Raw genomic sequence first — 12388 nt, 5'->3', positions numbered from 1 at the left:
GCGCACGCGGTTCGGCAGCCGGTGTTTCGCTCCGGCTGCCGATTTTTTTAACCGGTCGTTCGGATGAAAGCCGCGATCCGCTCGGCAATGACATCGGGCGCATCCTCGAAGCAGTAGTGCCCGACGCCCGCCAGCCGCTCGATCGGCGCGGACGGAAACAGCGCGGTAAAGAGCGGCAGGAAGTGTTCGGCGCCGAGCGTTCGGTCGGCGTCTCCCCAGATCGCGAGCGCGGGTTTGTCGCGGATCGCGCGCAGCGCCGCCGCATCGGGTTCCTCGAACCGGTGCGCGCCGGCCGCGAACCCCCGTGCCCATCCGATCGCGCCGAGACAGTCGGCCGGTTGCGCGAACGGCGCGCCGTATGCGGCGATCCATGTATCGGTGATGATCGCGTGGTTCTCGAAGCCGTTCAGCTTCAGTGTGCTCAGGATGTTGAAACCGAGCTGCCCGAGCACCGTTTCGAGCGTGTCGTCGGCCGCCGCGCGCATGATCCACTGGAACCACGGCGCATCGCGGCCGTTCGCATTCAGGCGTTCGACGAGATCGGGATGACCGAACGGCGTCGGTCCGTTGGCCGACACGATGCGCCGGATCCGGTCCGGATGCCGCGCGGCGAGCCCCATGCCGACCGGGCCGCCGAAGTCGTGCATCACGAGTGTGATGCGATCGAGGTCGCGCGCGAGCACGAAACGCTCGAGATTGTCGATGTGGTCCTGCAGCCAGTAGCTGCGGTCCTGCGGCGTCGCGCTTTTGCCGAAGCCCATGTGGTCCGGCACGACGACGCGATACGTCGGACTCAAGGCCCTGACCAGATGGCGGAACAGATAACCCCATGTGGGCTCGCCATGCAGGCACAGGACGATCTCGCCGTCGCGCGGGCCTTCGTCCACGTAGTGCATCCGGAAGCCGGACGCGTCGTCGAAATGCGGGGCGAATGGAAAGGTGCCGTCGAACGTGGCATCGGAACGGATCATCGAACGCTCCTTCGGATAGTCGAACAGGTTGGTTTCAAATTGAAACTGAATCGAAGCGTAGATGATGCGGTTTCAAGTTGCAACCGAATAAATCGCGAGAGCGGTTGTCGGGGTGAAGCCAATCGAGCGGAACGATGCGATGGGAGGCTGAAATACGTGATTTTATCGGTTGAAACGTATGAATCCATGTGCCAATCCGGAGTGTGGCGGTCGTTCCGTTCGTCGATCCCGAACAGTCAGGTTGATCGAATTGATCTTTTCCTGAATAGGTTTTATATTGCAACCACTTACTTCAACGAAAGCGACCGCCATTCCGTTTCTATCCCGGCCACGGCGTCGCCGCATGCACCGATGAACAGACGAACCACGCACGAAGATTCCCTTTGCGGCGTCGCCCGCCCGCTGGACGCGATCGGCGACTGGTGGTCGCTGCTGATCGTCCGCGATGCGTTCGACGGGCTGCGTCGCTTCGGCGAATTCCAGAAGAATCTCGGCCTCGCGAAGAACATCCTGGCCGCGCGCCTGCGCAACCTGGTCGCGCACGGAATCATGGACATCGTGCCGGCCGCGGACGGTGGCGCACATCACGAATACGTGCTGACCGAGAAGGGGCGCGGGCTGTTTCCGCTGCTGGTCGCGCTGCGGCAGTGGGGCGAGGATTTCTTCTTCGAACCGGACGAGGCGCACGTATTGCTCGTCGACCGGAAAACCGGCTTGCCCGTCAGGAGGCTGGAGCTGCGTTCGCAGGACGGCCGCGTGCTCGGGCCTGAGGATACGGTCGTGCTGCCGCCGCCCGACTGACATGCGGCGAACCGGCGGGAATCGCGCGAGCGGCCCGGCGTGCCGCCCGCATGCCGCTTCTGACGGACGTGGACGCCTATTTCATGAATTTGACGCGCGACGCTGGGATAATGGTCGAGTTTGGCTGCGTCAATGATGGAAGGAGGCCCCATGGGCGACAACGATACCCGCACCGAGACCAACAACCGCACCGATACGGACCCGATGGAAGCGCGTCAGCGCCGTTTCGAGGAGGATCTCGTCGACGCATACGACGAAGAGCTCGAGATGGAACTCGACGATCGCCGCTTCGACAACGGCGAGGATCTGCTGTTCTCGCCCGAGCGTCGGGAGGCGCGCAAGGAATATTTCCGCGAGCTGTTCCGCTTGCAGGGCGAGCTCGTGAAGCTGCAGGATTGGGTCGTGAACACCGGGCACCGGCTCGTCGTGCTGTTCGAGGGGCGCGATGCGGCCGGCAAGGGCGGTGCGATCAAGCGCATCACGCAGCGCCTGAACCCGCGCGTGTGCCGGGTTGCCGCGCTGCCGGCGCCGAACAACCGCGAGCGCACGCAATGGTACTTCCAGCGCTATGTCGCGCATCTGCCGGCAGGCGGCGAGATCGTGCTGTTCGATCGCAGCTGGTACAACCGCGCGGGCGTCGAGCGCGTGATGAATTTCTGTACCGACGACGAGTACGAGGAGTTCTTCCGGTCGGTGCCCGAGTTCGAGAAGATGCTCGTGCGCAGCGGGATCCAGATCGTCAAGTACTGGTTTTCGATCACCGACCACGAGCAGGAGCTGCGCTTCCAGGCCCGGATCGAGGATCCGCTGAAGCAGTGGAAGCTGAGCCCGATGGACCTCGAAAGCCGCCGCCGCTGGGAGGCTTATACGGCCGCGAAGGAAGAGATGCTGCAGCGCACGCATATTCCCGAGGCGCCGTGGTGGGTCGTGCAGGCCGTCGACAAGAAGCGCGCGCGGCTGAACTGCATTCACCATCTGCTCGGCCAGGTGCCGTATCACGACGTGCCGCGCCCGACGATCGATCTGCCGCAGCGCGAGCATCACGAGGATTACATTCGCCGGCCGGTGCCGGACAACATGATCGTGCCGGACGTTTATTGACCGGTCGGTGCCGGTCGATCGCGATGTGACGAAGCGCGCCGCGTCATGCGGCGCGTTTTTTTTGAGGTCTTTCGGTTGATGGCCGGCGATGCGGTCCGACGGATTTTACAGTCTTTCAGGGTGATGTCGGATTGACAGCGCCGAAAGCGTACCGTAATGTTCGCGTCACTATGCGTCGCCCCCGTTGAAACGGGGCAGTCCCGACACACAGCCGAAAACAATAGCGCCGGGCGCTCCAAGCGGCAGCCGGAACCTGAGAGACCTTTAAAAATGAAGCCAGCCGAGCGTGCACGTGTGTGCCGCCGGGGCCTGTCGCCGCAACGGCTCAAATCGCCGGAAACCCCGAACGCCCCTGCGTCAGATCGAACAGTTCGGCTCGTGCAGCGGCTTCGGCGGTTTCGGGCAACTTGATCACGAGCTTCACCGTCATCCCGTACGCACTGTCCACCAGTTCATAGCCGGCCTGTTCGATCCAGCGGCGCACGCGCGCCTCCTCCGGATAGCCGATTTCGATCGCGAGCCGCGTGTGCCGAATGCGCGCGACGCGCTCGGCATCGAGCAGCGCCGACGCGATCGCATCCGTGTACGCACGCACCAGGCCGCCCGCGCCGAGCTTTACACCACCGTAGTAACGCACGACCGCGCCGAGCACGCCGTCCAGATCGTGATGGCGCAGCACTTCGAGGATCGGCCGGCCCGCGGTGCCCGACGGCTCGCCGTCGTCCGACATACCCGACTGGCCGCCCGCCAGCAGCGCCCAGCACACGTGGGTGGCCGCCGGATGTTCGTCGCGCAGGCGTTGCAGTACCTGCATCGCGGCATCGCGATCCTCGACGGGAACCGCGTACGCGATGAAACGGCTCTTGCGGATTTCGAGTTCGCGAATGGTGGAGGTGGCGAGCGAGTAACTCATGCGTCGCGACGCGAAAAGGGTAGGGAAATCAAGGTGATGATGGCGGGTCGATGCTTTTGGTGTTGGCCCTCGGACGGATGGATATCGTCTGCATGAGCGCGGGGCGAAGACACAATTTTACCGTGGCGCGCGTCGAGGGTACCGGGTTTGGCGGGCGAGTTCGGTCTGGACGGCGAACATTGCGTGAATCGGACACGGTGCCCGCGCGTGCGATGCGTTGTTCTGGTTGCTTGCGAGTGGTTCAAGTCAATCCATCGATGCCGCGTGCGGCATCAACGCACACCGACCGACGACCGTAGCGCCGCGCCCAGCGTGCGCAGCGCCTGCCGGGCGCGCGCATCGGTCAGGCTCGAGTAGAGCACCACGTCGCGCGCCGGCAGCGGCGGCAGCCCGTAGCGCATCCCCACGTCGACGGTGCCGGCGGGCGCGACGCGATGCCCGAGCGCCGCGACGGCCAGCCCCGCGGACACCGCCGCGCCGATCGTCGCCACGCCGCCGCCGACAAAGACTTCCGTCCATGCGACGCCGGCTTCGTCCAGCGCGTCGACCGCCATGCGGCGCACGCTGCACGGTTCGGCCTGCGTGGCGAGCCGCAGCGGTTGCGGCGGATGGTGTTCGAAATCGGCCGCCGCCATCCAGCCGAACGACTCGGACAGGATGGTTTCGCCGTCGAGCCGCCGGCTGTCGTGCTGCAGCGCGATGGCGGCATCGAGCAGGCCGCGATCGAACGCATCGAGCACGTCGCGCGACGTGGCGACGCGAATCTCCAGCACGAGCGCCGGCTCGGCTTCGCTCATCCGTCGCAGCAGCATCGGGAGATCGGCGCCGACGACATGGTGGCTGACGCCGATCACCAGCCGCCGCTGGCTCGTGCCGAACGCGCTGATTGCGCCGTGGTGAGCAGCCACCAGTTCGCGCGCCGGCTCCAGGAACGCGGTGCCGTCGGCCGACAGGCGAACCTGCCGCGGCGTGCGTTCCAGCAGGCGGCGGCCGAGCCCGTCTTCCAGCCGCTTGATCTTCAGGCTCACCGCGGACTGCGTCGTGTCCAGCGCTTCCGCGGCCCGCGTGAAGCTCTTGAGGTCGGCGGTCAGCACGAAGGCCTGCACGGCTTCGATGTCGAGCGTTTTCATCGCACCCTCGTTCATTTCGGAATCGAATCATTGAAATATTCTGCCATCGTCTTTTCAAATGATTCAAGGTCTTCTACGCTGCTTTCATGCCGTCCGGAATGCCATCCGTTTTTTTCGCCAGGAGTCGATCATGCTGACCGCGTACTACGTGCACCGCCTGCCGGCGGACTACGACCTCGACATCATTCGCGATCGCGTGCGTGAGCGCGGCCGGCTGTGGGACGACACGCCGGACCTGCTGTTCAAGGGATTCCTGCTGCGCGAGGCCGGCCGCCACGGCGCAACGGAAAACGGCTACGCGTCGTTTTACCTGTGGCGCAACGAACAGGCGTTCGCGCGGTTCGTGACGGACGGCCGCTATCGGGTCGTGACGGACAGCTTCGGCCGCGCGCCGATCGATACGCAGGTTGCGCTCGACGCGCGCAAGGGCAGTGCGTCGACGGGACGTTTCGCGCGTCTCGACACCATCGAGATTCCGGCGGACGCCGATCTCGACGCGGCACTGGCAAGGGAGATCGCACGCAATCGCGAAGCGGCGGCACGGCCGGGCGTGGTCGCGGCGGCCGTCAGTCTCGATCCGCTGCGTTGGCGGTTGACGCGTGCGCTCGTGACGGAACATGAACCGGACGACGGCGGCGCGGGCACGGTGTACCAGGTCCTGCATCTGGCGAGGCCGTTGCTCAATACGCTGGAAGCGGGCGGTGCGTGATGGCCGGCAGCGCGTCGCGATTGCCGGCCGGCATGGTGGTGGCCGCGCATCTGGCGGGTGTGGTGGCGGGCATCGCCGCGATTGCGACGCTTGCGACGGTGCTGGCGCTGCTGCTCCGGTAAGGCGCTTCGGCGCAGTGATGGTTGACGGACAGGGGCGCCGCGTATGCGACGCACGGCGCCCCCGGTCGCTTCATTCTCGCTTGCTCAGTGGCCCTGCAAGCGGATATCGCGCGACGACGCGCCGACATACACGGTCCCGCCCGGCACGACCTTCCAGCCGTTGCGAGACGTATCCCAGACGCTCTGCATCCGCGGCGACACGGTCACGCGCACACGCCGCGCCTCGCCCGGATTCAGCCGGATCTTTTCCCAGCCGACCAGCCGCTTCGGCGGTTCGTCCTTGTACGGCACGCCGAGATAGACCTGCGGCGTTTCCGCGCCGGCCACGCGCCCGTCGTTGCGCACGGTGAACGCGACGCTCAGCGAGCCGTCCCATTGCTTCGACACCGACAGGCCCGAATACGCGAAGTGCGTATAGGACAGGCCGTAGCCGAACTCGAACATCGGCTTGATGTTGCGCGCGTCATACCAGCGGTAGCCCATGTTCAGCTTTTCCGCGTACACCGGGTCGGTGTCGAACGTGCCGTTTTGCCCCCACGTCGGCGAGTCCTGATCGCGCGCCGGGAACGTCACGGGCAGCTTGCCGGACGGATTGACCGCGCCGAACAGCACGTTTGCGATCGCCTTGCCGCCGGCTTCGCCCGGATACCATGCTTCGACGATCGCCGATACGCTGTCCTTCCACGGCATCAGCACCGGATTGCCGCTCTGGACGACGACGATCGTATGCGGATTCGCGCGTGCGACGGCTTCGACGAGTGCGTCCTGGTTCGACGGGTTCGCGAGGCTCAGGCTCTGCAGATCGCCGAAATCCTCGCCGGCCGGTTGCGCGACCACGACGATCGCGACATCCGAGCGGCCCGCGAGCGCCGCGGCCTGGTCGATCTCCTGCTGCGTGTACGCGCGGAACGGCGACTGCTGGTCGCTGTTGCCCGCATACGTGACCTGCGCGGCCGGCGCGAGCGCGCGAATCGCGGCGACGATCGGCACGTCGACCTTGAGCCACGGATTGCGCCACCAGCTGCACCCGGTCGACGACCCGAACGTCAGGCCGCCGCAGCCGGCGAACGAACCGGATACGGGGTCGCGCGTGTTGCCCGAGCCGCCGCCGGACAGCACGGCCGCATCCGCATGGCCGCCGATCACGGCGATACGCGACAGCGCCGACGCCACCAGCGGCAATTGGTTGCCGTCGTTCTTCAGCAGAACGATCGATTGCTCGGAGGCCGTCTGCGCGAACCGGTTCCCCGCCACGAAATCGATCGTGCCGCCGCCCTGGGCCGGATCGTCCATCACGCCGACGCGGATCATCACGGCGAGCTTGCGGCGCACCATGTCGTCGAGGCGCGCGGTCGACACCGAGCCGTTCGCGATCGCCTGCTTGACGGCCGCCGGTGTCAGGTACACGCTCGGCCCGACGTCTTCTTCCTCGTCGAGCCCCGCGTTGATCGCGGCGGCGGTGCTGTGCGTGGCGCCCCAGTCGGACTGCACCTGTCCCTGGAAGCCCCATTCGTTCTTCAGCACGTCGTTCAGCAGGTGAGGGTTCTCGCACGCATAGGTGCCGTTCAGGCGGTTGTAGCTGCACATCACGCTGCCGGGCCGGCCGCGCTTCGCGGCGATCTCGAAAGGCAGCAGATACAGCTCGCGCAGCGTGCGTTCGTCGATCTGCGTATTGCCGCCCATCCGGCCGTGCTCCTGCTCGTTGCCCGCGTAGTGCTTGATCGTGGCGATGACTTTCTGCCGCTGCGTGGCGAGCGTGCGTTCGGCGAGCAGGTCGCCGGCAAGCAGCGGATCCTCGCCGAGATACTCGAACAGGCGGCCGCCGCGCGGCTCGCGCGCGAGGTTGGTGCCGCCGGCGAGGCCCATCCCGAATCCTTGCGCGCGCAACTGGATCGCGACCTGCTTGCCGTAGTCGTACGACAGCCGGCGATCCCAGCTCGCGGCGACCGCGATCGTGGCCGGGAACGTCGTGCTGGCCTGCGACGTGCTGCCGGAGCCGGTCGCCGAATCGACCATGTTCAGATCGGGAATGCCGAGCCGCGGCACGCCCTGGATGTAGCCGGCACCGCCGCCCGGCACCTTGGACATTTCGTATTGCGAATGAATGAATTGAAGTTTTTCGTCGAGCGTCATCTTGCGCACGAGCAGATCGGCGCGCCGTTGCGCGGCGGCTGACGCGAACGTGTCGGTCGCGTCGCCCTGCGCATTGAAATCGGCGTCGCCGGCGTAGGCAGTGGTGCAGAGGGTCGCTGCCAGCACGACGGCCGGCCAGAGTGTGTCCCGCATGTTGCTCTCCTGATCGTATTGCCGGTTGTTGGAATGATGTCTGGAGCTGCGTACGTCCGGTGGATTCGCACCGCACGCATTCGGCTGGCGATGCAGGGTGGTTGCGCGTCGGCATGCCAGGCCGGGCGGGGAATCGTTACGGCCGGTTGGGCTCGATCGAACAATGCGGACGGCGACGCGGACCGTACGACACTGCCGAATCGGATGTAGCGATTCTCTGCAGCGACTAATCGTACGAATGTAGTTTGACTACAGCATCGGTGTTTCTACCGATACGTGTGATCTTTATTTCGTAGGGGCGCGCGACGGGGTGGAAAGGCGGTCATCGTTCCCGATTGCGGGTGTGTGGCAGGGGTAAGAAGTACCTGCGCGCGAGCGTTCGGAGCGGGTGGGAGGTCAGATGCGTGTGCCCGCGTGATACGGTTCGTTGCGCGCGCATCGAATAGAACACCGTCGGATGCCGGCCGCCTCGTCGGAGAAGCCGGGCGGCGCCAACGGTGCGCTAGCCGCGTCGCGCGACCGGACTGCCGGGCAGCGGAATCCCGGCGCGATAGACGACGGTTGCGAGTGCCGCGGCGACTGCAGCCTCGGCCGTCAGCACGGCGGCAGCGGCGCCCAGTTCGGCGAAGTACTTTGCGAGCACGGGTACCAGCACGATGTTCAGAATGCCCGACGACATCAGGATTCTCGTGAATGCCGACTTCATCCCGAGCGGCAGCATCGTCTGTATACCGAACAGGTCGGTCATGCCGGCCATGAACGGAATGAAGGCCATCCAGCGCAGCACCTGGACCGTAGGTTCGTACGAAGGGCCATACAGGATGCGCACGGCGAGCGGCGCGCCGAAGAAGATCGCGAGCGAGATGCCGAGCACCATCGCGACCTGGACGACGAACAGCTTGCGCAGGAACGAGAACGCGTCGTTGCGTGCGTGCCGCATCAGGTAACTGATGCGGGGATAGGTGGCCGCCTTCAGCGGCTGCAGCATGCTGAGCGCCGCGCGGATCAGCTTGTCGCCGGCGGCGAAGTAGCCGGCCGCGACGTTGCCCGATACGAAGCCGAGCAGCACGGTGTTGGTCGACGCATAGAACGCAATGGACGTCGACGCGAGGAACACCTGCCAGCCGCCTTTCAACGATTCCGCGATGTCGGAGAAACCCACGCGAACGAAATCGATTTCGCGCTGAGCATAAAGGTAGATGGCGAGCACGATCGCGGACAGCGTCGGGACGGCTGCGTTGACGATCATCGCGCGGTCGATGTCCGCCGGGCTGTGCACGAGCGCGAACATCGCGGGCAGGCTCAGGATGCGGCCGATGAACAGGATTACGCTCAGCGCGCGCAGCTTTTCCATGCCCTGGAAATACCAGCCCGGCGTGAACGCCACGCCGGCCACCATTCCGAAACCGATCAGCAGCAGGTCGCGGTCCTCGCCGAAGCGCTTGAACAGCAAGGTCAGCGCGACCAGCACGATGAAGCAGATCATCGCGATCCCGATTTGTGCGTACAACGTCGCCCAGAAGATGCGGGAGCGTTCGGCGCGGTCGTCGCGGGCGAGCGCGATGCGCGGCGTGGCGGTCAGGTCGAAGCTGTAGCTCGTGCAATTGGTAAGGTAGGCGATGACCGCGAGCGAGAACGCGAGTTGCCCGTAGCCTTCCGGGCCCAGTGCGTGCGTCAGCAGCGGTGCGATCAGGAGCGGCACTGCGTACATCGAAATCTGCAACGTCAGCAGCAGCAGGAAATTCTTCTTGAGGTTTGACATTCGCTCGGTCGGCGCCGTGGGTGTCGCAGTGCGGCGGCATGGGGCCGCGGTGCGCGCGTGCATCCGGTCGGCGCTGACCCGGTTGCATGGGTTGGTGGCGCGTCCGGCGTCGCCGGGCACGGCCACATCGTATGGCGGTCATGATACGGGCCGCACCGGACGACTGTGTTCGCGAGCCTACCGTTCGCCGATTCCGTTCGTGCGTGCGGCATGAATCCCGACACCGAGCGCGCCGTCGCGCGTCGTCGTATCGCGACAGTGATGAATCTATTTGTAAGCTGGCGCACCGAAGGACGCTCGAACCGAGTGCTTTAATCGAGTGCACTGTTTTGGTTCACGGTGCAAACCGTCTGACGACGCCTCGGGCACGCAACATCACGTCCCGCGGGCATGGGGAGCGGAGCCACGCATGGGCGGGCCGCGCAGGGGCGCGGCGGGGGCTGCTGCCGCGCGTTCGTCGAGCAGTCGCATGATCGTGGAATCGCTCATTCCGGGGGAGCCGCCGGAACGCGTGTCCGCGTCCGATAAAAATACCGATCCGAGGAGTACCGATTGAAGCCGATCATGTTCGGCAGCTGCATGGGGTGGCTGCACGAAGGACAGACGACACAAGGCGTGATCCTGTGCGAATCGTTGGGCCATGAGGCATCGTGGACGCACAAGTTCATGCGGGCGATCGCCGAGCGCCTTGCCCGCGACGGCGTCACGGTGTTGCGATTCAACTATCCGTGCACCGGTGATTCCGCAGGCGACGATCGCGACACCGGTCGGCACGCCGCTACCATCGGCAGCATTCACGATGCGATCGATCTGCTGCGCGACCAGGTCGGTGTCGCGTCGCTGACGCTCGTCGGAATCCGCGCGGGCGCGCTGTTCGCGATGCTGGCCGCCGCGGGCGACGGGCAGCACCCGTCGCCGCGCGTCGACGCGTTGGTGGCACTCGCGCCGGTCGTGCGCGGACGCGCTTACCTTCGCGAGTTGTCGTTCGTGCATCGCCAGTGGCTCGACATCACGTCGCCGGCGATTCGCACCGCACATCGCGACGAACCGTGCATGAACGTGCTCGGGCACCGCTTTCCCGACGATTTCGTCGATGCGTTGAAGGCAGTCGATCTGTGCGACGTCGTGCGCGATGTACCGACGTTGCCCGGCACGATGCTGCTGATTCAACCCGATCAGGGGGACGGGCCTGCGTTGCGCGATGCGCTGGTCGCGCGCGGCGTCGACGTGGCGACCGATTCGTTCCGCGAATGGTCGACGACGATGCTGGACGGTACGCGCTCGCGCCTGCCGCTCGAGGCGATCGACACGCTCGCGAACTGGATCGCCGAACGGGTTCCGCGCGTGCGGGCCGGCACCGACCCGGCGCGGCTGCTGGATCCGCCATGGAATGGCGAATCGGCCGTCGCGCTCGACATGACGGACATGACCGAGCAGGTCGTCGCGGTAGGATCGGACCGGCTGGTCGGCGTGCTGTGCCGTCCCGCCGATACGGGGCCTGCGAATCCCATCGCGCCGGCGCTCGTGATCGCGAACACGTCGACGAATCCGCGCAGCGGAGAAGGCCGCTTCAGCGTGCGCCTCGCGCGCACGCTCGCACGCGCCGGCGTCACGACGCTGCGGATCGACGTGAACGGCGTGGGCGACAGCGGGGTCGCCGCGCCCGACGACCAGTCCCGCGTCGTGTATTCGGCGCAGTCGATCGACGACGTGGCCGCCGCCGCGGACTGGCTGCGCGCGCTTGGCTACCCGGAAGTGTTCGCGGCCGGCATCTGTTCGGGCGCCTATGCGGCATTGCATGCGGCCGTGAAGACACCATCGCTCGGCGGCGTGATCGCGATCAATCTGGCGCGCTTCGTGTGGCCGGCCGGCCTCTCGCTGGACGCGGTGCAGAAGCAGAGGAACAACTCGGTGCGCGGCTACTGGCTGTCGGTGCGCGACTGGCAAAAGTGGAAGCGCCTCGTGCGCGAACGGCGCGACTTGCGGCCGATCGTGCGGGCGATCGCCGCCAATGCGATCGCGCGGGTCAGCGTGCCGGTGAAGAAGGCCGCCGCGCGCGTCGGCTGGAAGCCGCGCGTCGGCACACCCCGCGGCGTGATGCACGTGCTTGCGCAACGCAATGTCCGGACGACGCTGGTGTACGGTGCGCTCGATCCCGGCATCGACGATGTGCGGCGCCACTTCGGTGCGATCGAGCACGCGTTCAGGGGCTCGCGTCACGTGCGGCTGCATCTCGAGCCGCAGGTCGATCACGCGGTGTACGGCGCGGCCGGCACGGACATCGTGATCGGGCTTTGCATGCAGGCGCTCGGCCGTGATTCGGCGAGGCCGGTCGTGCGCGTCTCGGATCCTGCCGCGCTTGAAGCGGCCGCCGGATCGTACGCGAACGTGTCGGTCGGCAGGCCGTGATGCGCGCTGTGCCGTATGCATCGCATGCGCCGACGCGTCGGGGTGCGATCCCCACTTCGTATGAAGATCGGCGTTCGGTGGGGTTGCTCACAGACGCGCCGTTCGCCGTGGTGTCAAATCCCTTATCGATGCATGCGCGGCCATGCTGCGGCATGACCGGGCGGGATGTGTCAGTCCGGACCAC

General features: G+C 66.1%; 10 protein-coding genes. 5 read left to right on the top strand and 5 right to left on the bottom strand.

Annotation, left to right across the window (positions count from 1 at the left end; all coding sequences use genetic code 11):
* Positions 1-47 precede the first annotated feature (47 nt).
* Positions 48-971, bottom strand: a complete 924-nt coding sequence (locus tag HWX14_RS13620; protein ID WP_175883194.1) for an alpha/beta fold hydrolase — start codon at positions 969-971, stop codon at positions 48-50.
* Between the two features lie 351 nt (positions 972-1322).
* Here HWX14_RS13620 and HWX14_RS13615 point away from each other — a divergent pair, with 351 nt between their 5' ends.
* Positions 1323-1772: a helix-turn-helix domain-containing protein gene (locus HWX14_RS13615; RefSeq protein ID WP_175883193.1), complete on the top strand. Its 450-nt coding sequence runs from the start codon at positions 1323-1325 to the stop codon at positions 1770-1772.
* Between the two features lie 150 nt (positions 1773-1922).
* The gene (ppk2, locus tag HWX14_RS13610; RefSeq protein WP_175883192.1) at positions 1923-2873 is read left to right on the top strand and encodes a polyphosphate kinase 2; all 951 of its coding nucleotides are present in this window, start codon (positions 1923-1925) and stop codon (positions 2871-2873) included.
* 325 nt (positions 2874-3198) lie between these two features.
* Here ppk2 and HWX14_RS13605 read toward each other — a convergent pair whose 3' ends face one another.
* A complete protein-coding gene (locus tag HWX14_RS13605) occupies positions 3199-3786 on the bottom strand; it encodes a YigZ family protein (RefSeq protein ID WP_175883191.1) in 588 nt (195 codons plus the stop codon).
* Positions 3787-4058: 272 nt separating this feature from the next.
* A complete protein-coding gene (locus HWX14_RS13600) occupies positions 4059-4916 on the bottom strand; it encodes a LysR family transcriptional regulator (protein ID WP_175883190.1) in 858 nt (285 codons plus the stop codon).
* A gap of 130 nt (positions 4917-5046) precedes the next feature.
* Between HWX14_RS13600 and HWX14_RS13595 the strand changes: the two genes are divergently transcribed.
* On the top strand, positions 5047-5625 hold the full coding sequence (locus HWX14_RS13595; RefSeq protein WP_175883189.1) for a DUF4865 family protein: 579 nt from the start codon (positions 5047-5049) through the stop codon (positions 5623-5625).
* The gene (locus tag HWX14_RS36750) at positions 5625-5747 is read left to right on the top strand and encodes a hypothetical protein (protein ID WP_279611811.1); all 123 of its coding nucleotides are present in this window, start codon (positions 5625-5627) and stop codon (positions 5745-5747) included. Before HWX14_RS13595 ends, HWX14_RS36750 begins: the two co-directional genes overlap by 1 nt.
* 84 nt (positions 5748-5831) lie before the next feature.
* Here HWX14_RS36750 and HWX14_RS13590 read toward each other — a convergent pair whose 3' ends face one another.
* Positions 5832-8033, bottom strand: coding sequence for a glycoside hydrolase family 3 C-terminal domain-containing protein (locus HWX14_RS13590; protein ID WP_175883188.1), 2202 nt, complete (start codon positions 8031-8033; stop codon positions 5832-5834).
* 502 nt (positions 8034-8535) lie between these two features.
* Positions 8536-9795 carry an oligosaccharide flippase family protein gene (locus tag HWX14_RS13585; protein WP_175883187.1) on the bottom strand — a complete coding sequence of 420 codons (1260 nt, stop codon included), beginning with the start codon at positions 9793-9795 and terminating at the stop codon, positions 8536-8538.
* 552 nt (positions 9796-10347) lie between these two features.
* Between HWX14_RS13585 and HWX14_RS13580 the strand changes: the two genes are divergently transcribed.
* Positions 10348-12204, top strand: coding sequence for an alpha/beta hydrolase (locus HWX14_RS13580; protein ID WP_175883186.1), 1857 nt, complete (start codon positions 10348-10350; stop codon positions 12202-12204).
* Positions 12205-12388 lie beyond the last annotated feature (184 nt).

It is taken from the genome of Burkholderia sp. BCC0044 (genome assembly GCF_902832955.1).
In the GTDB taxonomy this organism is placed as follows: domain Bacteria; phylum Pseudomonadota; class Gammaproteobacteria; order Burkholderiales; family Burkholderiaceae; genus Burkholderia.
The sequence above is the reverse complement of the archived record's forward strand: the minus strand, read 5'-3'. Positions and strand labels throughout refer to the sequence as shown.

Bases quoted from the DNA above. Each gene is read 5' to 3' on its own strand.
- HWX14_RS36750 (WP_279611811.1), top strand. From the start codon at position 5,625: ATGGCCGGCAGCGCGTCGCGATTGCCGGCCGGCATGGTGGTGGCCGCG.
- HWX14_RS13615 (WP_175883193.1), top strand. From the start codon at position 1,323: ATGAACAGACGAACCACGCACGAAGATTCCCTTTGCGGCGTCGCCCGC.
- ppk2 (WP_175883192.1), top strand. From the start codon at position 1,923: ATGGGCGACAACGATACCCGCACCGAGACCAACAACCGCACCGATACG.
- HWX14_RS13620 (WP_175883194.1), bottom strand. From the start codon at position 971: ATGATCCGTTCCGATGCCACGTTCGACGGCACCTTTCCATTCGCCCCG.
- HWX14_RS13605 (WP_175883191.1), bottom strand. From the start codon at position 3,786: ATGAGTTACTCGCTCGCCACCTCCACCATTCGCGAACTCGAAATCCGC.
- HWX14_RS13590 (WP_175883188.1), bottom strand. From the start codon at position 8,033: ATGCGGGACACACTCTGGCCGGCCGTCGTGCTGGCAGCGACCCTCTGC.
- HWX14_RS13585 (WP_175883187.1), bottom strand. From the start codon at position 9,795: ATGTCAAACCTCAAGAAGAATTTCCTGCTGCTGCTGACGTTGCAGATT.
- HWX14_RS13600 (WP_175883190.1), bottom strand. From the start codon at position 4,916: ATGAAAACGCTCGACATCGAAGCCGTGCAGGCCTTCGTGCTGACCGCC.
- HWX14_RS13595 (WP_175883189.1), top strand. From the start codon at position 5,047: ATGCTGACCGCGTACTACGTGCACCGCCTGCCGGCGGACTACGACCTC.